The organism is Clostridium sp. YIM B02506 (genome assembly GCF_022324845.1).
In the GTDB taxonomy this organism is placed as follows: domain Bacteria; phylum Bacillota; class Clostridia; order Clostridiales; family Clostridiaceae; genus Clostridium_T; species Clostridium_T intestinale.
On record NZ_JAKGTG010000001.1, the window covers coordinates 50,545 to 73,828 of the forward strand.

Sequence of the window (23,284 nt, forward strand, 5' to 3'; positions counted from 1 at the left end):
CTCTGCTGAACTTTTTTATTAAATATTTAATGATATCATATGACCTTCAAATGTAGCATCCATAATATTTCTAGGTCTTTCACAATCACCTATCATAGCTACATCTGGAGTTATTCCATAAAAAGATTCTGCTAAAGCTCTTTTTGGTCTTAAACCAGTACACACTATAACATTATCTGCTTTAATATGTTTTTGATTTCCGTTTTTGTCTGTAACAACTACTTCATTTTCTTTTATTTCTCCACAAGATGTTTCTAATAAAGTAGTTAAAGTTTTGGCTTGGTCCATTTTTTGACGTAAAGCTACTTTAAATAATAGATTTCCTTGTGGAGCTAATTCTTTGCCTATTTCTACTATAGTTACATTTTTACCTTTAAGTAAAGAAAGTTCTAGAGCTATTTCACTTCCTATAGTTCCTCCACCTATAACTGCTACATTATTCCCAAGAGTATCTTCTTTTTCTATAGCTGTAGTTCCGTTCATAACATGCTTCATATCAGCACCTTTAATTGGTGGAATAAATTCATCTGCACCTACTGCAATAATTAATGAATCTGGCTTAAGTGATTCTACATACTCTCTATTTGCTTCACAGCCTAATCTTAAATCTATATTGCTTTTTGAAACCTGAGTAATTAAGTATTTTAGATAACGTCTAATATCTTCCTTATAATACTCTTTAGCAACATATCTAAGTTGACCACCTAGTTCTTTTTCTTTTTCTAATAAAATAACATCATGACCTCTTAAAGATGCTGTAATAGCTGCTTTCATTCCAGCCGGACCTCCACCAATAACAACTACTTTTCTCTTGTTATTTGATATTGATATTTCTTTTGGAACAAAGCTCTCATTTGAGTATCTAGGATTTACAGAGCACCCAACATTTCTTCTGTTACTAGCTATATGATAACATTGTAAGCAGCGTAAACAAGGAACTATATCCTCATCTTTATCATTCATAGCTTTTTTAGGCCAATACGGATCTGCTACAAATGATCTACCGAATGCAACCATATCGACTTTTCCAGTAGCTATTAAGTCATCTGCCTCCTTAGGTGATAAAACAGCACCAACTACTGATACTGGTATGTTTACAGCTTTTTTAACTTCCTCTGCCCATTTAACATTTGGCATATGCTCTTCAAAATTTGTAGTAGCCATATGCACATTTCCTTCATGATTTATATCTAAGCCAGCAGATATTTGAACAGTATCTATATATGGCTCTACTATCTTAATAAACTCTTTTACTTCCTCAAATTCAATAGAACCCGGAACCCATTCATATGCACTGATTCTCATATCAATAGGAAAATTTTTACCTACAGCTTCTCTAACTGTTTCTAAAATTCTCTTTGGAAACTTAACTCTATTTTCAAAACTTCCACCATATTCATCTTCTCTTTTATTAAATAAAGGAGATAAGAACTGGGCTGGAAGCCATCCATGTCCAAAATGCATGAATATCATATCAAATCCTAAATCTCTTGCATTTTTAGCAGTTTCATAATATCCTTTTAAAGTTTCTTCCATCATCTTTTCATCCATGGCTCTTACTTCTACACCATCCTCACGAGTAAATGAAACTGGCCCTTTAGCATATCCATTTACTCTAGCATAAAGACCTCCATGAAAAATCTCAATTGATGCTTTTGCACCGCCTTGATGAATTTGAAGAATTCTATGTCTAGTTTTTTCTACTTCATATTTTGAGAAAATATCTGGTTCATCTGCACTTGCAAAGCTTGATTTACCATATTCAACAATAGCATGCCCTGCTACTACTATTCCGGCACCCCCTAATGCTTTTTCTTCAAAGGTATCTCCTAATGGTGCTGCAACTATACGATTTTTAGATATCATATTATTTATCTTAATTGGTTTAAATAAGTGCTTAAACTTCATATTTCATCCTTTCTTAAAAGAAGAAGGAAACATAGTTTCCTTGCTCTTTTAACATTATAAATTTATTATTTTACCTCTAATAATGGTTCATTTATTTTAATGCTATTTGTTTTTAACACATCTATATTTGAGTAATTTTGAGAGTTAGTAACTATAAATATAACTGAATTATCTAATCCCTCTGAAGCTATTTTTTCTCTATCGAATTCTAGCAATTTATCTCCAGCTTTTACTTTTTGCCCTTGTTCTACAAAGCTTTCAAAGTATTTCCCTTCTAATCTTACAGTATCAATTCCTACATGAATTAATAATTCTACTCCATTGTCAGTTGTAATTCCTACAGCGTGTTTAGTCTTAAACATAAATGTTACTTCTCCATCAACTGGTGCAACTATAACATTATCTTTAGGAAGTATAGCTATCCCCTTTCCCATAGTTTCAGTTGAAAATACAGGATCGTTTATTTTTGATAACTCCACCACATCTCCATTAGCAGGTGAATTTAAAGTTGTACAGCTTATTTTTTCTGCCTTTACTTCTGATATAGTTTTGCTTTTGAAGCCTTTTTCTAATATAACAGTTAATATAAACGCTATAGCAATTGTTGCTACTACTGCAATGAAGTAGTAAGCTGCTTTAGGTGCAGATGCAAATGCAGGTAATCCAAATAGTCCAGTAAATGCAAAGTTAGTAATATAAAAATCAAAAACTCCACATATAAATCCACCAGCAGCACCAGCAGCAGTTAATGCTATAAAGTATTTTTTATTCTTTAGAACAATACCATACAAACCAGGCTCAGTAACTCCTGATAAGAAGTTTACAAATGCTGCGGAACCTGCCATTGTCTTCGTTTGTTTATCTTTTGCAATAACTAATACAGCTAAACAAACTCCTAATAAAGCATAGTTTCCCATTCCACCAGAGCCTAAAGAATATTCCATTCCTTTGTCAGCCAGAATTTGTAATTGTATAGGTAATATAACCCAATGCATTCCTAGCATGATAACATAAATAAATAATCCACCAAATAATGTTCCCATAAGTATAGGACTGAAATTTAATAACCATTCATAAACAGCAGCAATTGCATTTGCTAAAGCGAAACCTATAGGTCCAAATATTAATAAAATTGCAGGTACCATTACAATTAAGCAGATTAAAGGTACAAGTATTAATTGTGCTACCTTTGGAAGTACCTTTTTTAAACCTTTTTCTAGATATGAAAATGCCCACATTCCTAAAATAACTGGAAGTACGGTGTTTTGAAAAGCTTGAGCAACAAAATTAATTCCTAGGAAATTAATTGTATTACCAGTAATATTGATAGACGTCAAATTTGGTTCAAGTAAAGCTGCACCAATAGCTGCTCCTATATATGGATTAGCTCCAAACTTCTTTGCAGCTGTAAAAGCTAGTAATATTGGGAAAAAGTAAATTAATGAATTTCCCGCAGCACTTAATATTGAATAAGTATTAGAATTTACATCTAGCCATCCAACATTATTAAGTAAAGCTAATAATCCCTTTATAATACCTGCTGATGCTAGTACAGGTATATATGGAGTAAATATTGCTGAGATTGTGCTTAATACTCTATCTAGTTTTGACTGATTTTGTAAGCCTTCCTTAAATTCAGACTTTATATCATCATCAGAAATTCCTTTAATTTTAACTAATTCATCATAAACATCACTAACATTAGTACCAACGATGATTTGAAATGTTCCTTGTGCTTCTACAGTTCCAACTGTTTCTTTTAAAGCTTCTATTTTAGTTTTATTAACTTTTCTTTTATCTATAAGTAGAAAACGTAATCTTGTAGCACAATGTGTAACATTCGTCACATTTTCTGCACCACCTAGTGCTTCTACTACACTATTAACATAATTTTTGTAACTCATAAAACTTCCTCCACTAATTAATCTTTAAATTTGCTCTTTTCAACAATACGCTGAATATGCATCATAAGATAAAGAGCTTCTTCATCAACTACTTCTTTTTCTAATTTTTCACTTATATACTTCTTTATCTTTAAAACACATTCATATATATCAGGATATTTTTTCTTAATTTGACAGTACAAAAATTCATCATCCATTTCACTACTTCTTCTTTCATTGTTTAATAAACCATTAACAAAATATCTTAAATGAGTCATTAAACGATTGAAGCTTAATTGATTTTCATCAAACTCTATATGGAAATGAAACTGAATAATCTTAACAATGTCTTGAATAATTTCTACTGCTTTATAACTTGTTTTAAGACGAGTTTTAGGATCTTGAGCATTAAAATAGTGTATGGCGATTATACCAGCTTCATCAGCCTCCAGCTCAATTCCAGTTTCTCTTTTTATAATCTTTAGAGTATTTAATGCCGCTTCATACTCCTTTTTATAAGTTCTTTTGATTTCCCATATTAGTTCATTTTTGATATTTAGGCCTTGCTTTGCTCTAATAATTGCATGATTTATATGGTCCATGATAGAAAGATAAATACTACTATCAAACTCTATTTGAAGATCTGATTCTGCTTGTTTAACAATTAAAAATGTAAGATCAGCATATTCATTAGAGATTTCTTTAAATAATTCTTCAAAATGATTAGTTTCCTTTTCTGTTAAAGTAAATATTTTTTCGATGCAAGTCCTATTCACTTCATCTCCACGTTGCTTTTGATATCCTACCCCTTTTCCAAAAATGACAACTTCAGAATCACCTCTATATGCTAGAATTACATTATTGTTAAATACTCTTTTTACTTTCAACAAAATCATCCTTTCCTCTATTTAAAGGCTCAAAAAAAAGCCCAAATAGATATTATTCTCCCTCAATCACGAAAGAAATCAAATCTATTTAGGCTTTGCCTGCTAATCCAGTAACAACCCTAAAAAGCATAAAGTTTTGTGCACACAAACTATATGCATATTAACTAGTTAATTCTATTATTACACAAAAAATATAATATTTCAACGGTAAATTTCACCCCATAATTTCCCAGTATAAAATTATATTTATTACACAATATATTAACGAATACCTTACCTTTACACGAATCATGTTCAGCTTTTAAATATTTTTCCCTGTGCATGATTCACTTTAGTGGCAGCTATATAGTTCCAACACATTAATAACTTTTTAAATATATTACCTATATTAGAATCATATTTATTGAAATTTATCTTTCTTTAAATATGATTCTTTTAATTCTTTATAGCTATGCCAGCTATTAGCAAAGTGTCCAATCCCTAAAAATATAACTAATATGCCTAACCAAATTGATTCTCCTAAAATAGCAGCAAATAGAAATGCTCCTACTGGAAAAACAGCCATAGGAATAGGTATAAAAACTAACGAATCCCACAAAAGTTTATATTCCTGTCCCTTAATTACATATCTAATCCATAAAAAATAATATAGTAATATACAAATCCCCATAAAAACAGCCCATATATTTACGCTAAAATTCTTAAAGTGCTCTTTAGAAATTACTAAAATTAGAATACATCCAACCTGTCCTATTCTTTCTAAAAGTGTAAATATAAATCCTGCATCCTTTGAATCCTTAGGTGCATTATTAGGTGGAAATTTTACTATTAATAAATTAGGAATAAATATAGCTATTGCAATTAATGTTCCTGCAATTGAAAATCCCATTACTTTTCCCCCTTACTAAGTATTTCTTATTACATAAATAATTTTACAATAATATAACCAAATCCCATTCCTAATAATGCACCTACTAAGCTCAGTATTGGTATGAATATACTAAATATCGAAATTAATAACTGAATAATTTTTATTGTTTTAGATTGTTCCCTACTCTTGAAATTTATAATGCTGTATATTATTCCAGCAAAAGTTCCAAGAATTATGCTATACAAAGTGAATACTGGAAATCCTCCTACTCCCCCTTTTTCGCCATAAGGAATCCAGTAGAATGCATCCACTAATCCTCCAATAAACGTAATAACATTAACAATTAAAAACCATCTCAAAAAATTCTTCAAAACCTGCTTTTTATCCACGATAATCCCCTAATCACCATACATTTTATGGATTTATTATAATACTAATTATACCATGTGGTTTACATATAATAGTAGTCTTATACCGTAATAATGCGAGTTTGACTTGAGTATTTATTTTCCTTGCTATAAAATGGTAATAAAGTTACACATAATAATGTATATAAAACTTATTAGGGAGGTTTAAAATGTTATCAGAATTAATAAAGAAAAATAGATCTTACAGACGTTTTTATCAAGATGAAAAAATAAGCACTGAAACTTTACTTGAACTAGTAGATTTAGGGAGATTATCTTCTTCAGCAGCCAATCTACAGTCTCTAAAATATGTATTATCTAACGAAAAAGAAAAAAACCAAGTGATTTTTAATACTCTTGGATGGGCTGGATACCTAAAAGAATGGGCTGGTCCTGAAGAAGGAGAAAAGCCAAGTGCATACTTAATATTAGTTAATGATACCTCTATAAGTAAAAATCCTGCTATTGATGTAGGTATTGCTTCTACAAACATTCTATTAGCTGCTGTAGAAAAAGGACTTGGGGGTTGTATGCTTTTAAATGTAAATAAAAAAGTTTTAGCACCAGCTCTTAATTTAAGTGATAATCAAGAAATAGCTATGGTTATAGCTTTAGGAAAACCAAAGGAAGAAGTTATTCTAGAAAGTGTTTCTTCATCTTCGGATATTAAATACTGGAGAGATGAAAATCAAACACATCATGTTCCAAAAAGAAAATTAGAGGACATTATTATAAAATAAATTACTAGATAAAAGAAGAATTCAGACTAATTGCTGAATTCTTCTTCTCTTATTTTTTCACCTTTTATTTTATAGCTCATATCATTTGTAGTTATAACTTTATATTCACCGTTCTCATACTCTACTTTTGATATGCTAGCATTTTCGATTCCAGATACATCAATACTTTTATCTAACTGATTAAAAATATTCCTAAGTATACCTCCATGTACTACTAAAAGAATATTTCCGCCTCCATTATTAGAAGCTTCTTTAGTGATTTCAGTTAATGCACCCATAACTCTATTAATCATAATTTCATAATTTTCTGCTTGTCCAGTTTCATCTAAGGCTGCACAAGTATCTGCAAAAGCTCTCCCAAAGTCAGGTATTTTTAATGCTTCTTCAAAGGATTTAATATTTAACTTTTTAAATATATCATTAAATAAAACCTTCTCTATTTCTCCCTCATATTTCCCAAAATGCATTTCTCTAAGTCCTGGGACCTCTACAAGTTCTAAGTCTTTACTTGCTTTATTTTCTCTTATAACAATTTTAGCGGTTTTAATAGCACGTCCTAAATCACTACTGTAAATAGCTTTAAATTCTATATCTCTAAGCCCTAAAGCAGTACTTGTAACTATCTCTTCTCCCTCTTTAGTTAATACTCCATCACACCAACCTTGAACACGTTTAGCTTTATTTATTATAGTTTGTCCATGTCTCATTAAATATAGTACAACTTTATTATTATCCACAATCATTTATAAATTCCTCACAATCTTTATTAAAATTACCCTTATTACACTAACTTTTTCTTATAACAAAGTTTATATACTATTAATTATATATCAATTTTTCTTTTATAAATTTCTTTTTTTGTAAAAGTACCATTAAAATCACTTAACCTCTATTAAGCTTTTTTTATCCTCGTACATATTTTTATCTGCTACTTTAATTAAATCAGTAAGATATTTCCCATCTCTAGGAAAAATTGAATAACCCACACTAATTCCAAGATTTTTGTTAGAATAAATATCGCTTACCCTCTTTTTTATATTTTTAATCATATCGTTTAAAGCATCTATAGTTGTATATGATAAAAGAATTACAAACTCATCCCCACCAATTCTAGATACATGACCTCTTAATCCAACCACATTAGCTATTATCTTAGTGCTTTCATCTATATAATAATCTCCTTCTATATGCCCATATGTATCATTAACCATCTTGGTTCCATCTAAATCACATACTATAACAAAAAAAGGATTTTTCTCTCTTGCAACAGAATCATATATCTTTTCGATTCCATTTCTATTTAAAATACCAGTCATATGATCCGTCATAGCTGACTTTTCTAATTTATTCATCATAGTTTTAGTGAAGTTGCTCCATAGTATAACCCCGATTATGTATATAATTGCCCCTAAGGTAAATCCTCCTTTTACTATCTTATCAATAAGTTCATCGTCAAATATCTTTCTAATAAGATCCAAGAATGTTGCTAATGTTATTAAACTTATCCCTCCTATTAATATTACAAAGGTATAAGACTCAAGCGGCCATTTTTTCTTAGTAAAATATAGCAACTTAATCATATAAAAAAGAAGTATAGCTACAGCCAAAAATATCAATAACTTTCGAAACTCAAACATGATAATTCTCCTAAAATATTAATATACTAAATATTATATATTACCTTCTAATATTATTCATCATATATTATGTTAAGAATTTATCATACTGATTTTATTTTCATCTGTATAAGTCTGCTATCACTTAAACTTAATAGATTTCTTCTATGACATCTTTGCAGTAAATTTTAACTCCCTCCACTCCACTAAGATTATATGCTTTATTTAAATCACTCCCTATTCCAGTACAATCAGCTCCAACCCTGAACCATTCATTTATATTTTCTTTATTAACCCCGCCTGTAGGCATTACTTTTAGGTGAGGAAAGATTGATTTCACCGCCTCAACAAAAGATTTTCCAACAACATTTCCCGGGAATACTTTTATAAACTCTAAACCAAGTTTTCTTGCTTTATTTACCTCTGACATAGTCATAAGTCCAGGTATTATTAAAGTCTTTTTCTCTTTGCAATATTCTATTATCTCCTCATCAAAACATGGCGATACTATAAAGTCAGCTCTATTTTCTATACATACATCAACCTCGTCTTTAGATAAAACAGTTCCTGCTCCTATACATAAATCATTGTATTTTTCTTTTAATTCTCCTATAAGCTTTGGAGCATCTGGTACACTCATAGTTATCTCAATTACTTTAAATCCACCTAAAATAGCACCTTCACTTATTTCTTTTGCTTCTTCATAACTATTAGTTCTTACTACTGCAACCACTTTATTTCCTATTAAAGTTTCATATATTTTATTAAACATGTCTTCCTCCTTAACGTTCTACCTTTTTATTTTTTCCTATGTGAACAAGAACATCTTCATAATATGGTAGTCCTTCATTATCACCTTCAACTCCTACTACCAAAGATCCTACTGCATTTCCGAATCTTATGCTATCCTCAAAAGATTCGCCCTTTATTGTTGAAGTTAAAAATCCTGCAGCAAATCCATCTCCAGCTCCAACTGTATCTACTAAAGCTTTTGGTGCTATTCCATCAACATAAAACAAGTTCTCTCCATCATACCCCATAGCCCCTTTATCTCCTCTTTTTATTACCACCTTAGATATTCCATAACCATAAAATGCCTTTATAGCTTGTTCTAAATCTGTAGTATTTAACAGAAGTTCTACTTCTTCATCACCAACTAAAAGTATATCGACATCGGATAGAATTGAATTTATAAATTCCTTTGCTTCTTCTTTTGTCCACATTTTCAACCTTATATTTGGATCAAAAGATATTAATAGTCCATTCTTTTTAGCTAACCTTATAGCTTCTAAAACTATATTTTGATTGCTTTTCAATATTGAAGGAAAAACTCCTGTTATATGCAGTACTTTACCCTTTTTAAAGTATTCTTCATTTAAATCTTCTGGTTTCATAGTACTTGTAGGAGAATTTTCTCTATAATAAAAGGATCTGCTTGATCCATCTGATAAAACCTCTCTAAAATACACAGAGGTTGGATGTCCATCTACAAGTTTAACCTCTGAAGTATCTACATTATCGGCTCTTACACTTCTTAATATAAACTTCCCAAAATCATCATTGCCAAGACTACTTATCCATCCTGATTTTAACCCTAATCTAGCACATCCTATTGCTACATTTAGCTCCGCTCCTCCAACCTTTTTTTCAAAGGTATTTGTAAATATTATTGGTCCCTTTTTCTCAGGACACATTGCTACCATTCCATCGCCTATTGTTATAATATCCAAAATGATTTTCTCCTTTTTCTCTTATAATATTAACTAAAGAGTGCCAATAAAATTGACACTCTTTAGTTCACTATATTACTTGTCTATTATTCTTCTATCTTTTTCATAAACATATAACTTAATGCAAAAGATGAAGCTAAAGCAATTATCATTCCTAAAACAGCATATATAAAGTATGGTCCTATATAAGCTGGGATACTGAATACACTTGATAAAATATATCCATATAATCTTACTCCAAAGAAGCTTATAAATGCAGATGATATTGAGCTTCCTATTGTTGCAGCTAAAAAGGCTTTTTTGTATTTAGCTAAAACTCCGAATAAAGCAGGCTCAGTAATCCCTAAAAGCCCTGATATACCAGCTGAAACAATAACTGACTTTTCATTATTATTTCTTATTTTAAAGTAAACTGCTAGAGTTGCTCCAACTATAGATAGGTTGGCCATAAACATCATCGGCATTAACATATCATATCCTTGAGTTGCAAAGTTTTTAAGAGCAATTGGTGTCATAGCATGATGCATACCAGTCATAATTGCTATTGGACGAATTGCTCCAACTACAATACCTGCTAATACTGGTGAAATTGCAAATAAACCTTGAACTATCCAAGCTAAGAAATTCCCTAAATGAATACCTATTGGTCCTATTACAGATAAAGCTAAAAATCCTGAAATAAATAATGTTAATGTTGGAGTTACTACAGTTTTTAAAACCGAAGGCATATATTTATCAACATACCTATGAACATAACTCATTACTAAAACAGAGAAAATAATTGGTATAACTGTTCCTGTATAATTGAAAACTGGAATTGGTATTATTCCCATAAAATAAAATGCTGCTATTTCTTTAGCTTTTGCTGCTTCTACCATTGTTGGGAACATTACTGTTGAAGCAATTGCAATTCCTAAATATTGATTTGTTTTAAACATTTTTGCAGCTGAAGCTGCTAAGAAGAATGGTAAAAATGTAAACACTCCACTAGCCATCATATCTATAATTTGAACAGTTGGTGTAGTACCTGAAATAATCTTAAGAGCTACAAGTCCTGCTATAAGACCTTTGATCATACCTGCACCTGCTATCGCTGGAACAATTGGTCCAAAAACTCCAGATACAGTGTTCATAAATACTGTAACTAAATCCTTTTTAACTTTTGGTTCATCTCCAGAGCTTTTTTCATTAGAGGATACTCCTAAGTTATTAGCTAGGATATTATAATACTCATTAACTTTAGTCCCAATTACTATTTGAAATTGTTCCTTATTAAATTGAGCTCCTACAACTCCATCCAATTTTTTGATTTCTTCCACGTTAACCTTACTTCTATCTTTTAGATCGAATCTAAGACGTGTCATACAATGCCATGTATTAATAATATTCTCTTTTCCGCCAACATTAGAAATAATTGCGTTTATTACTTGTTCTTTTTCCATTAAGCATTCTCCTATTCATAGTTTTATAATCTCGTTTACAAGATGAATAATATCACAATTATTTTTAAAAATAAATCAGTCCAAAAAACTATTGCTTTGCACTTAAATCCTTGCAAATACAGACTTTAGGATATATTATTAATTTAATTGGACTGGTTTATTTTTGATAGCATTGATTTTATCAAACCAAATTGACTTTACCTTCTCAGCCATGTTTCAATAGTATTAAAGTATTAATGAAAAGAGGAATTTTAATGACACCAACAATTATTATGAATGTGGAATGTTTTACTTTAAAACCAGATAGACATAATTTAGTAGTGGTTAAAGTTACTACAGATAAAGGAATAACTGGCTATGGTTGTGCAACTTTTCAGCAACGACCAAAAGTAGTTCAACTGATGGTTGAAGAATATCTTAAGCCTATCTTAGTTGGAAAAGATGCAAATAACATTGAAGATTTATGGCATATGATGATGGTTAATTCTTATTGGAGGAATGGACCTGTAACAAACAATGCTGTCTCTGGTGTTGATATGGCACTATGGGATATCAAAGGTAAAATTGCAAATATGCCTTTATATCAACTCTTTGGTGGAAAATCCAGAGATGCTATTCCAGCATATACTCACGCTGTAGCTGACAACATTGAAGATTTATATAAAGAAGTAGACTCTATATTAGCGGAAGGTTATAAGCATATTCGCTGTCAATTAGGTTTTTATGGTGGAAACCCTACTAATCTTCACTGCCCTGAAAATCCTACTCCTGGTTCTTATTATGACCAAGATGATTATATGGATACTACTTTAAAGATGTTTTCTTTATTAAGAGAAAAATATGGAAATAAATTTCACATACTTCATGATATTCATGAAAGACTTTTCCCAAATCAAGCTGTCCAATTTGCTAAAGATGTGGAGAAATTCAAACCATATTTCATTGAGGATATTTTAGCTCCAGATCAAAATGAGTGGCTAGGTCAAATACGTTCTCAAACATCAACACCAATTGCTAGCGGCGAATTATTTAATAACCCAATGGAATGGAAGCATCTAATTGCAGAAAGAAAGATTGACTTTTTAAGATGTCATGTTTCTCAAATTGGAGGAATTACTCCAGCTTTAAAATTAGGTGCATTGTGTGAATCCTTTGGAATAAGAATCGCATGGCATACTCCATCAGACATAACACCAATTGGAATTGCTGTTAATACTCACTTAAATATTCATTTATATAGTGCAGCTATTCAAGAAAATATTCCAATAAACCCGAACACTAGAAGTGTATTCTCAAACATTGTTGAAGCTAGAAATGGATATATTTATCCTCTAGAAACTTCTGGAATTGGAGTAGAATTTAATGAAGAAAATGCAGCGAAATTCCCTATAGAATATAGAATGCATGAATGGACTCAAGCAAGAATTCCTGACGGATCAATTATGACTCCTTAGCAAAAATTAAGACAGCTTTTTATAGCTGTCTTAATGAATGATGTTCTTTATTAAAAGCTGTTATATATGTACATTTATAATCTAAAGCAATATTTTCACTGGCTACAAAAGCTTTCCCATCTGTTAGGATTCCTCTGCTAGAAATTTTCATAGCAGGGGATTTCTTTTTTTGTTGTAGAAGTTCTGCCTGTTCTTTATCTAGAAGAATAGATTCGTAGGTATTAAAGTAGTGAGAAATCTGTAGCTTTTGGTTTTTTACATAGGATTGTATAGATTTTTCAATATCACCTTTAGATAAATTAGGAAACAAGTGCACTGGTAATTTAGAATACTCAATCTGCATTATCTGAAAGTTTATTATTCTAAGACGACAAAAAGACCATATCTCATCACTAGCTTTTAAATCAAAAATCTGCTGATATTCTTTAGTTGGAAGCTGCCTTTCAAAAGAAATAACTTTTGAAGTTATCTTTGAATAATGCGTTTCTGTCAGAGAATTATAGACTAATGGACTGGTTTTAATATTCTTTCCTATAAAAATTCCTGAACCTTGCACAACCTTAACTATCCCCATATTTCTTAAACGATTAATAGCTTCATGAATTGTGTATCTTGAAACATTATACTGTAAAGCTAATTCTCTTTCTGTAGGCAACTTTTTTGTTACAAATTGATCTTGATAAATTTTACTTAGTAAGTCATGTACAATAAACTCTCTCTTATTCATTCTAAGTATTCTCCTAAAAGATATATAAGATTAACCATAATAAAATTATTATAGCCTTTCTGAACTAAAATCTCTATTGCTTCTTTGGTTATCTTAAGATTATTAATTCTTACTTAATTAAAAAGGTCTGTATCAAAATGGTTTTGACTCAGACCTTTTTCTATTTAACTTTTAATTATATTACTTTGCTAAATTATATATATTTATAATATCAGCTTTGTTTAACTTAACAAATTTACCAGTAGTTTCTGTATCTGAGTTAGTACATTTATCTGCCATTTCTTCAATTCTATCATAAGGAATATTCGCATCACTTAAGGTTACTGGTAATCCTATCTTTTTAAAGAATTCAGTCATTCTTCTAATTCCTTCTAATGCAATAGCTTCTGGTGAATCAAATGATAGATCCACATCCCATACTCTTACAGCAAATTGTACGAATTTATTAACATTATGTTTATATACATATTTCATCCATGCTGGGAAAATAATTGATAATCCAGCTCCATGTGCTATATCATATATTGCACTTAGTTCATGTTCAATAGCGTGAGATCCCCAATCTCCTATTCTTCCTGTACTTAACAATCCATTATGAGCAATAGTACCGGCCCACATAATCTCTGCTCTAGCATCATAATTATTTGGATTCTCAAGAACTATTGGTACATTATAAATAATACTTTTTAGTGATGCTTCAATCATTCTATCAGTAAAATCTACATTTTTTACATTAGTAAAATATCTTTCCATCAAATGTGCCATTATATCAGAAGCTCCACTAGCAGTTTGATATGCTGGTAAAGTAAATGTAAGTTCTGGATTTAATATGGAGAACACAGGTCTTAAAAGCTCTGATCCCACTCCCTTTTTGTATAATCCATCTTCATTTGTTATAACAGAACTAGTACTTGATTCTGTTCCTGTTGCAGGTAAAGTTAAAATAATACCCACTGGCAAAGTCTCTTTTACCTTACTTTTACCTAAATAAAAATCCCATACATCTCCTTCATATGGAACTCCAATTGCAATGGCTTTAGCAGTATCTCCAGCACTTCCGCCCCCCACAGATAAAATAAACTTAATATCATTATCTCTACATAATTTTATTCCTTCTCTTACAAGATCCAATCTTGGATTAGGCTTAACTCCAGATAGTTCAACAAACCCTATATCGTTTTCTTTTAAAGAATTTACCACTTTATCGTATAATCCACTTTTCTTTATGCTTCCGCCACCATAAACAAATAAAACATTATCTGCATATTTTTTAATTTCAGCTCCTACAGTATCCTCTGTTTCCCTACCAAATATAATTTTAGTATCATTTTTAAAAGTAAAGTTTTGCATAGTATAAAACCTCCAGCTAAATATTTTATTGTATCTAAGTTTATATTAAGTATATTTGCTTTTTTTATACTGAACAAGAACGCACTTTCCTGTTAGATAGTAACATTTATGATACTTGTAATTTTTAAGTTCCAAGTTTCACTTGATAAAATATAAAAAGATCTATGAATGTTTAAGGGATTGTCAGACTAATAATTAGAATGACAACCCCTTAAAACAATACTATTTATAAGCTTTTTTATAAATCTCTAATATCTCACTTACATTTGTATCTCTTGGATTACCTGGAGTACATGCATCTACAAATGCTGATTCTGAAAGTGCTTTTAAATCCTCTTCTTTAACTCCTATTTCACTTAATACTTTAGGAATTCCTACATCTTCTGAAAGCTTTTTAACTGCATCAATAGCAGCTTTTCTATATTCTTCTTGGGACATAGAATCTACATCCTTAACTCCCATAACTTTAGCTATATCTCTATATTTTTCTCCTGTTGCTTCTGCATTGTATTCCATAACGTATGGAAGTAATACTGCATTGGCAATTCCATGTGGTGTATCATAGAAAGCTCCTAAAGGATGTGCCATTGAGTGAACAATTCCAAGTCCTACGTTACTGAAGCCCATACCTGCTACATATTGACCAAGAGCCATATCTTCTCTACCCTTAGGTTCATTTGCTACAGCACTTCTAAGAGAACGTCCTATTATTTCTATAGCTTTTAAATGAAGAGTATCAGTTAATTCCCAAGCTCCCTTAGTTATATATCCTTCAATAGCATGAGTCAAGGCATCCATACCTGTTGCTGCTGTAAGTCCTTTTGGCATTGATGACATCATTTCAGAATCAACTACAGCTATTACAGGAATATCATGTGGGTCTACACAAACAAATTTACGTTTCTTTTCTTCATCTGTAATAACATAGTTTATTGTAACCTCTGCTGCAGTTCCAGCTGTTGTTGGTACAGCTATAATATCAACACATTTATTTTTAGTTTGAATTGCACCTTCGAGACTTCTTACATCTGCATGCTCAGGATTATTTATAATAATTCCAATTGCCTTTGCAGTATCAATTGAGGAACCTCCACCTATTGCTATTAAATAGTCTGCGCCACTTTCTTTGTACTTTTCTATACCTGTTTTTACAACATTTATAGTTGGATTTGCTTTTACTTCATCAAAGATTTCAAAGTCTAAAGCATTTTCCTTTAATAAGTCAGTTACCTTAGTAGCTACATTAAATTTTATTAAATCCTTATCTGTAACTACCAATGCCTTCTTATAACCTCTTACTTTAACTTCTGTAACAATATTTTCTATTGCTCCTGCTCCTAAGTAGCTTGTCTCGTTTAAGATCATTCTATTTGCCATAAAAATCAATCTCCTCTTATAATTATATTTTTGTTAAATAATTAACTTTTTATATTAAAAAAATCAGGTATTACCCTCAATTAGAATTGAGGGTAATTTAATTATTTAAGATAATCTTCTGAAATACTTACATTAAAATCTCTAGCTAAATCTCTGAAGTTTTGCGAACTTATAGTTTGTCTCTTTCCACCCATAGATAAAACTTTTACTAATATTTCAGCTGATTTTTCTACAGTATCCATAAGCCCAAAAGTCAAGTCTAAATCTTCTCCAGAACAGAATACTCCATGGTGAGCCCATATTACTATATCGTGTTTCTTCATTAATTCACTTGTAGCTTCTGCAATTTCAGCTCCACCTGGAACCATCCATGGCACAACTCCTATTCCACTTGGGAATACTACTGGACACTCTGTAGCCATTTCCCATAGTTCTCTTGTAAATACTACTCCATCAAGAGGTAATACAAATGTCAATGCTATTAAATTTGTAGCATGAGAATGCATTATAACTCTATGTTTACCATTTGTCTCTGCATATTTAACCGAGTGACTCATAAGGTGTGATGGCAATTCACTAGTTGGTCTAGCTCCATTTACAAGTCCCCAAACTATTTTATAGTTTTCTCCAGTTTCATCTATCTTAACTATTCCAACATTAGCTTCTAAATCAATAGCTATGTTTCTTATGAATTTTCCACTTCCAGTTACTAAGAAATATTCATTGGCAAGATTCTTAACTGTTACTCCTATAGGCTTATAAGGTGCATTTTCATCTATAAATCCACTTACACATAAAGCTTCATCCTTAGTTAATCTATAAGTGATGTTTCCACCATTTCTTTCATGCCATCCTTTAAGCCAGGCATCATCTGTTATCTTTTGAAATTCTTTAATAAAGTGCATATCTGATATCCCCATTTTGCATCCCTACTTTCTTTTTGATAGTTCAGTTTGTTCATATTCTTTAACTTCTTTTATCCAGCTTTCAGCTACTGGAACTCCATTTTTCTCACAGTAGTAGTTCCATATATCACCCATTGGATAAGTCTTTATCTCCTCCATTAAAGCTAATCTTTCAGTGAAGTTTCCTTCATCTTGGTATTTCTTTAATAATTCATTAGGTGTAAGCATTGCTGATAATAAGGCTTTTATCATATTTCTTGTACCTATAGTCCATGCTGCAATTCTATTAATACTTGCATCAAAGAAATCAAGACCTATTATTACTCTATCTAAAGCATCGTTTCTCACTATTTCCTTGGCAATTTCTTTTAGTTCATCATCTAAAATTATTACATGGTCACTGTCCCATCTAACTGGTCTGCTTACATGAAGTGCCACTTTTTCATTAAATAAAAGCATAGCTGATAATTTATCTGAAACTACCTCTGTTGGGTGATAGTGTCCTGTATCCATTAAAGACATTATGTTATTTCTAGCTGCAAAGTTTAGATAAAATTCACTTGAACCTACTGTATAAGATTCTGCACCTATTCCAAATACCTTTGATTCAACACAATCTAAATTATATTTTTTATCTACATCTACTCCATAAATCTGCTCCAAAGAATCCTTAAGTCTTGCTCTTGGTCCTAATCTATCACTTGGGATATCCTTGTATCCATCTGGAATCCAAAGATTAGTTAAGCAAGTTTGTCCAAGTTCTTTTCCAAAATACTCTCCTATTTTTCTTGAGGCGATTGAATGTCTTATCCAAAAATCTCTTATTTCTTTATTAGGATGTGATAAAGTTAATCCATCTGAAGCCTTAGGATGAGAGAATATTGTTGGATTAAAATCTAATCCTAATTCTTTTTCTTTAGCCCATTTTACCCAGTTTTCAAAATGCTCTGGTTTAATTTCGTCTCTCTCTACAACTTCTCCATTAGTTTCTGCATATATTGCATGTAAATTAACCTTATGCTTTCCTGGAATTAAAGATAGAGCCTTATCTAAATCAGCTCTTAATTCTTCAGCATTTCTAGCTTTACCTGGATAATTTCCTGTAGCTGCTATTCCTCCAGAAAGTTCACTTTGTGAAACCTCAAAACCAGTTACGTCATCTCCCTGCCAGCAGTGGATAGAAATCTTAACTTTTTCAAGATCTTCTAATACTTTATCAACATTAATACCAAACTTCTCGTAATCCTTTTTTGCTTCTAAATATCTTTCTTTTATATTCATGATATCCTCCTTAAAATTTAACTAGGTTTATATACTTTTATTTCAAATGACTTTAGTATAAGGTCTCTTGCTTCTCCAAGATTATTAACTTTATTAAAACTTAATAATTGAGCTACAATATTTCCTATAGCTGTTGCCTCTACTGGTCCTGCTAGAACTTCTTTATTAGTTTTATCTGCTATCAGTTGATTAAGCAGTTCATTTTGACATCCACCACCAAAAACATTAACCCTTTTATATTGCTTTTCAAATATCTCTTCAAGTTCCTCAATAGATTCTCCATAGCTGACACCTAAACTATTAAATACACAATAAGCTATTTCACCAGGAGTTTTAGGTATCTCTTGATTAGTTTCCTTGCAATACGTTTGTATCTCTGTAATCATATTTTCTGGATTTAAGAATCTATCGTGATTTACATCTATAACTGATTTAAACCTATCAGTTTCCTTAGCTTTTACAACTAACTCTGGGAAAGAATACTCATCTTTGTACATCCTCTTAACTTCTTGAATAATCCAAAGACCCATAATATTTTTTAAGAATCTAAAGCGATAATCAATTCCACCTTCATTTGTAAAATTGTAATTCATAGACTGTGGAACACATATTGGGAATCTGTTCTCAACACCCATAAGTGACCAAGTTCCTGAGCTTAAATAAACACTATCCTCATCATTACATACAGAGGATATAAAAGCAGAACCCGTATCATGAGTTGCAGGTAAAACTACTTCCATATCAAATCCAAATTCCTCAACTAACTCACTTCTTAAATTTCCAAGATTAGTTTTAGGAAGTTTTATCTCTTGGAACATGTCTCTATTTATTCCTAAAGTATCTAATATATTTTCATCCCAGGTTCTATCAAAGGAGTTTACAAGCTGAGTTGAAGTCGCATTTGTATACTCATTAACTTTCTTTCCTGTTAGAAGAAAGTTGAAATAATCAGGTACCATTAAAAATGCTTTAGCCTTTTTAAGATACTCAGGATTTTTCTTTTTAATTGCTATCAGCTGATATATTGTATTAAATCTCTGAAACTGAATTCCTGTATAAAGATAAAGCATGTCCTGAGGAATTACTTTAAAAACCTCTTCCATAATCCCTTCTGTTCTATCATCTCTATAGGCAACTGTATTTCCTAAAATATCTTCATTTTCATCTAACAATACAAAATCCACTGCCCAAGTATCTATTCCTATACTCTTAGGAATTTTTCCTATTTCTTTGCATCTCTTTATTCCGTTTTTTATTTCTAAAAATAACTTTTTTAAATCCCAACAATATTCATCATTAACCTTTTTTATCCCATTGTTAAATCTATAAACTTCTTCTAATTTAAGTTGTCCATCTTCTATAAATCCTAGTATATGCCTTCCACTAGAAGCTCCAATATCAATGGCTAGATGGTATTCCATGAGTTGTCCTCCTTACCTAGTAATCATTTTCACAACTTGATTATATTATTTATGAGAGCTATATTTAATAACTCTATTTGTATAAATTATTAACCTGGTGTGCACATCTATCCTGTAGAAGCGTTCCTCAGCTTCATTAGATTCCTTTTAACTACTACCTGTAGGAGCTTCTTCACAAGCTCCATCAAATCCTTTTAACTTCTAGCAAAAGATTAGATTGACGCTGAAAATCGCGTCCACCGAACAGCAGTGCACCGCTGCGCTTTTCCAATGTTCCACTGCACCTGTGCTTTTGCATAACGATGGTGCGCTTTTTCAACATTGGCAAATAGGACTGCTGGAATGCTTCATTAAATTCCTTTTCTATAAACTCAAAACAAGAAAAATAAACTGTTGCTAGCGGATTTTATCCACTGATGCAACAGTCATTTTACTTTCTATCTCTATATTCTTTTGGGGTAACTCCTCACTTATACTCGAAAATTTTATTTAAATATTGTAAGATTTAATTAATTTACTATATTAATTTTAAATTTATTTCTTTATTAATCAACGATATATCTATATAAATATAGTTATCATCTTCTTTTTCAATTTTATATCCTTTAAGACAATCTTTATATTTCTTATCCAAGATTAGTAAACTTGACTTCAAGTTTTTAGGTGTTTTAACTTGTAATGAAATATATTTTTCATTTCTACTCCAATTACTCATTATATCACCTTTTATAGAACTATATTTACATTCAACAAATCCTATCTCCTCTTCAAAATATGGTTTTATAAATACTTTATCTGCTCCAAAAGCATCTTGAGAAATATTTATTCCACCCAGCCCTTCATAAAACCATTGTATATAAGAACTGTACATTCCATGATTATCTGATCCTTCAGACCAATTTCTATGAACATGTTCACTTAATACACTTTGTCCATCTTTAAGCATACTATAAAAACTATTTTCATCTTTTTTATTTAACCATCTATAAATAATATTTTGATAGTCATACCTCATAAGAACTTCATAAGTCATAAACATTCCAAAAATTCCACAAGTTATATAGTAATTATTATTTATTATTTTATCTACAAACTCCTTTGCAAGTTTTGTTGGTTCATTATCTAAATCAAAAAATAAAGCAAAAACATAACTAGTTTGACTTCTATCCGAATAAGAGCCATCTTCATTCTTATATGTGTCAACAATATATTTCTTTAGTTCATCAACTTTATTAATATATTTAGTATAATCGACTTCATTTCCAAGCAGCTTTGCAAATTTAGCTAGTAGTTCTATATGATGATAATAGAAACAACATGTTGTAAATTCAACTGCTGGTGTAACTTTCCTATAAGAACCTTCTTTCGCTTCTGCACTTCCCCAGTCTCCTAAGCAGCACTTAGACAAGTTTTCTATACCTAAATTACTTAAGTATTCTACTTGCTTCTTTATATAATCATATTCATTTTCTACAATTTTTATATTTCCATAATATTGATATAATTTATCAATTAAATATGAATATGCTAATTGCCATCCTAATGGGCCTGCCCCATCACCTGTTCCATTACTCTTTATTCCCATATACGGAGCTGTTTCTGTAATTCCCCCATTATCTCTTATGTCGTATCTAAAATCTTTTATTATTTTTTCATATAGTGTTTCAGTATCAAACATAAATATCTGAGATGCGGCTAAACATACCATGTCTCCACCATAACCAAATCTTTCTCTTGCGCAATCTTCAAAAACTGACCGTATATTGTTAATTTTTGTATTTTTAGCTGTAGTATATAATTTATTTAAAAACTCACTTGAACATTTAAATGAACCTGATTCTTCTAAGTTAGTATGAACATATATTGCTTTAATATCATTAATATTTTCTTTTTCTATTCCTTTAATTTCTACATATCTAAAAGAATGATAAGTAAACTTATTTACATAGCGAGTTTCATCATCTCCTAACATAACTATGTCCATTTGTATCGCATTTTTAGGCGATGTTGCTCCCCCATCTATCTTAAATTCGTTATTAATTAGTCTTCCTACACCTCCTGCTAAGGTTGTGTCAGCATTTATTGTTCCATCCCCATTTATATTTTCGCCATATATTAATTCAACTTCTTGTCCAATCTTACCGTTCATGCTTATATCAATGAATCCTTCTACAGTTTCTCCAAAGTCTACTAATAGATTATTGCTCTCATTAACTACTATGCTTTTTGCTCTAACTGTTTTTGTAGCTTCAACCTTATTGATAAAACTTGCCTCTAGCTTCCCTCCTGGTGATTTGGTTAAAGTTGCTTTTTTCCATTCTACATTCCCTGAATTTATATTTCTCCAATTCTCATCAAACAATTTATAATCAAATTTTTCTCCCAGATATATATTATTAAATAAGTATGGTCCCTTAGCTACTTCCCAAGTATCATCTGTATATATAACTACTTTTTCATTATCTTTTGTATTTATGTTCAAATCAGCTATTAATTTGGGTTCTCCTATGTCTAATACGTCTCTTAAATTGTATTTACCAAATAACTTCAATGGAGAAGGATTATACCATCCATTGCCTAATTCTACTGAAATTACATTCTCACCTTTATTTAAATAACTGCTAACATCATACACATCATAATAAATACATTTAGAATAGTTAGTCCAATCAGTATTTAGTTCAGCTTTTCCTACTTTCTCTCCATTTAAATAAACATTGTAATACCCTAAGCCTACAATATATAAATAAGCATCATTTACTACATTATTAATAGTAAAGTTCTTTTTTAACAAACAATTTCTATTATCATTATAATATTCAAGTTCATTTATTAATCTTTCTCCATTTGATATCCAGTTACCATTAAACTTACCAAAAATTGCTGTTCTAAAGTTTTTACTGTCACTAAATTTTTCACATTCATTCCACACATTAACTATTACTCTATATTCTGTCTCTGGTTTTAAATCTAGACCTTTTATATATACTACATTATTAAAGGAGTTTACTTTATAACTTTCGTAAATAGTAACCTCATCTTTTTTAATCTTTACTTCATATTCAGTTTGATTTGTATCAACTTCCCAACTTACTATTAGTGAATTTGTATCTATACTTATACATTCATACTGATAATTTATTTTAATATTACTTACTTTCATGTTACCCTCCTCCTTTAAGTCTCTATAAATTTTAATAAGTTCTTGCCTTATATGAATTTAAAATATCACTAAGACAAGAACTATATAGTTTTTTGACTTATATTAAACTTCAATATACTACC

The 23,284-nt window shown here is 30.7% G+C and carries 19 protein-coding genes; 2 read left to right on the forward strand and 17 right to left on the reverse strand.

All coding sequences use genetic code 11. The annotated features are described in order from the left end of the window. Nucleotides 1–18: 18 nt before the first annotated feature. The 5 genes from L1S49_RS00205 to L1S49_RS00225 all read right to left on the reverse strand — a co-directional run bounded on the left by L1S49_RS00205 (nucleotide 19) and on the right by L1S49_RS00225 (nucleotide 5,938). Entirely contained in the window at nucleotides 19–1,908 is a 1,890-nt protein-coding gene (locus tag L1S49_RS00205; protein ID WP_238902042.1) for an FAD-dependent oxidoreductase, read from the reverse strand. Between the two features lie 65 nt (nucleotides 1,909–1,973). Next, nucleotides 1,974–3,812: a beta-glucoside-specific PTS transporter subunit IIABC gene (locus L1S49_RS00210; protein WP_238902043.1), complete on the reverse strand. Its 1,839-nt coding sequence runs from the start codon at nucleotides 3,810–3,812 to the stop codon at nucleotides 1,974–1,976. Between the two features lie 17 nt (nucleotides 3,813–3,829). Beyond that, nucleotides 3,830–4,678 carry a PRD domain-containing protein gene (locus L1S49_RS00215; protein ID WP_238902045.1) on the reverse strand — a complete coding sequence of 283 codons (849 nt, stop codon included), beginning with the start codon at nucleotides 4,676–4,678 and terminating at the stop codon, nucleotides 3,830–3,832. Between the two features lie 400 nt (nucleotides 4,679–5,078). Beyond that, nucleotides 5,079–5,567, reverse strand: a complete 489-nt coding sequence (locus L1S49_RS00220) for a hypothetical protein (protein ID WP_238902047.1) — start codon at nucleotides 5,565–5,567, stop codon at nucleotides 5,079–5,081. A gap of 29 nt (nucleotides 5,568–5,596) precedes the next feature. Beyond that, nucleotides 5,597–5,938, reverse strand: a complete 342-nt coding sequence (locus tag L1S49_RS00225; RefSeq protein WP_238902049.1) for a hypothetical protein — start codon at nucleotides 5,936–5,938, stop codon at nucleotides 5,597–5,599. A 188-nt stretch (nucleotides 5,939–6,126) separates the two neighbouring features. Here L1S49_RS00225 and L1S49_RS00230 point away from each other — a divergent pair, with 188 nt between their 5' ends. Next, entirely contained in the window at nucleotides 6,127–6,696 is a 570-nt protein-coding gene (locus tag L1S49_RS00230) for a nitroreductase family protein (RefSeq protein ID WP_238902050.1), read from the forward strand. Between the two features lie 26 nt (nucleotides 6,697–6,722). Here the strand turns inward: L1S49_RS00230 and L1S49_RS00235 are convergent, their stop codons facing one another. The 5 genes from L1S49_RS00235 to L1S49_RS00255 form a co-directional block, all read right to left on the reverse strand. Further along, the gene (locus L1S49_RS00235; protein WP_238902051.1) at nucleotides 6,723–7,439 is read right to left on the reverse strand and encodes a histidine phosphatase family protein; all 717 of its coding nucleotides are present in this window, start codon (nucleotides 7,437–7,439) and stop codon (nucleotides 6,723–6,725) included. A gap of 135 nt (nucleotides 7,440–7,574) precedes the next feature. After that, on the reverse strand, nucleotides 7,575–8,333 hold the full coding sequence (locus tag L1S49_RS00240; protein ID WP_238902052.1) for a GGDEF domain-containing protein: 759 nt from the start codon (nucleotides 8,331–8,333) through the stop codon (nucleotides 7,575–7,577). A 130-nt stretch (nucleotides 8,334–8,463) separates the two neighbouring features. Beyond that, nucleotides 8,464–9,084 (reverse strand): bifunctional 4-hydroxy-2-oxoglutarate aldolase/2-dehydro-3-deoxy-phosphogluconate aldolase, encoded by a 621-nt coding sequence (locus L1S49_RS00245; RefSeq protein WP_238902053.1) that lies wholly within the window; start codon nucleotides 9,082–9,084, stop codon nucleotides 8,464–8,466. Nucleotides 9,085–9,094: 10 nt separating this feature from the next. Beyond that, nucleotides 9,095–10,042, reverse strand: a complete 948-nt coding sequence (locus tag L1S49_RS00250; RefSeq protein ID WP_238902054.1) for a sugar kinase — start codon at nucleotides 10,040–10,042, stop codon at nucleotides 9,095–9,097. An 86-nt stretch (nucleotides 10,043–10,128) separates the two neighbouring features. Beyond that, nucleotides 10,129–11,484, reverse strand: coding sequence for a PTS transporter subunit EIIC (locus tag L1S49_RS00255; protein WP_238902055.1), 1,356 nt, complete (start codon nucleotides 11,482–11,484; stop codon nucleotides 10,129–10,131). 254 nt (nucleotides 11,485–11,738) lie between these two features. Here L1S49_RS00255 and L1S49_RS00260 point away from each other — a divergent pair, with 254 nt between their 5' ends. Then, nucleotides 11,739–12,938: an enolase C-terminal domain-like protein gene (locus tag L1S49_RS00260; protein ID WP_238902056.1), complete on the forward strand. Its 1,200-nt coding sequence runs from the start codon at nucleotides 11,739–11,741 to the stop codon at nucleotides 12,936–12,938. Nucleotides 12,939–12,957: 19 nt separating this feature from the next. Here the strand turns inward: L1S49_RS00260 and L1S49_RS00265 are convergent, their stop codons facing one another. The 7 genes from L1S49_RS00265 to L1S49_RS00295 all read right to left on the reverse strand — a co-directional run bounded on the left by L1S49_RS00265 (nucleotide 12,958) and on the right by L1S49_RS00295 (nucleotide 23,162). Further along, complete coding sequence (locus L1S49_RS00265) at nucleotides 12,958–13,665, reverse strand: GntR family transcriptional regulator (protein ID WP_238902057.1); 708 nt, start codon at nucleotides 13,663–13,665, stop codon at nucleotides 12,958–12,960. 180 nt (nucleotides 13,666–13,845) lie between these two features. Further along, complete coding sequence (locus L1S49_RS00270) at nucleotides 13,846–15,015, reverse strand: iron-containing alcohol dehydrogenase (protein WP_238902058.1); 1,170 nt, start codon at nucleotides 15,013–15,015, stop codon at nucleotides 13,846–13,848. 222 nt (nucleotides 15,016–15,237) lie between these two features. After that, entirely contained in the window at nucleotides 15,238–16,392 is a 1,155-nt protein-coding gene (gene fucO, locus L1S49_RS00275) for a lactaldehyde reductase (protein ID WP_238902059.1), read from the reverse strand. A gap of 101 nt (nucleotides 16,393–16,493) precedes the next feature. Further along, nucleotides 16,494–17,312 carry a rhamnulose-1-phosphate aldolase gene (rhaD, locus tag L1S49_RS00280; RefSeq protein ID WP_238902060.1) on the reverse strand — a complete coding sequence of 273 codons (819 nt, stop codon included), beginning with the start codon at nucleotides 17,310–17,312 and terminating at the stop codon, nucleotides 16,494–16,496. A gap of 9 nt (nucleotides 17,313–17,321) precedes the next feature. Beyond that, nucleotides 17,322–18,578 (reverse strand): L-rhamnose isomerase, encoded by a 1,257-nt coding sequence (rhaA, locus tag L1S49_RS00285; protein ID WP_238902061.1) that lies wholly within the window; start codon nucleotides 18,576–18,578, stop codon nucleotides 17,322–17,324. A gap of 17 nt (nucleotides 18,579–18,595) precedes the next feature. Next, entirely contained in the window at nucleotides 18,596–19,999 is a 1,404-nt protein-coding gene (gene rhaB / locus L1S49_RS00290; RefSeq protein ID WP_238902062.1) for a rhamnulokinase, read from the reverse strand. Between the two features lie 517 nt (nucleotides 20,000–20,516). Further along, a complete protein-coding gene (locus tag L1S49_RS00295) occupies nucleotides 20,517–23,162 on the reverse strand; it encodes a family 78 glycoside hydrolase catalytic domain (protein ID WP_238902063.1) in 2,646 nt (881 codons plus the stop codon). Nucleotides 23,163–23,284: the final 122 nt, after the last annotated feature.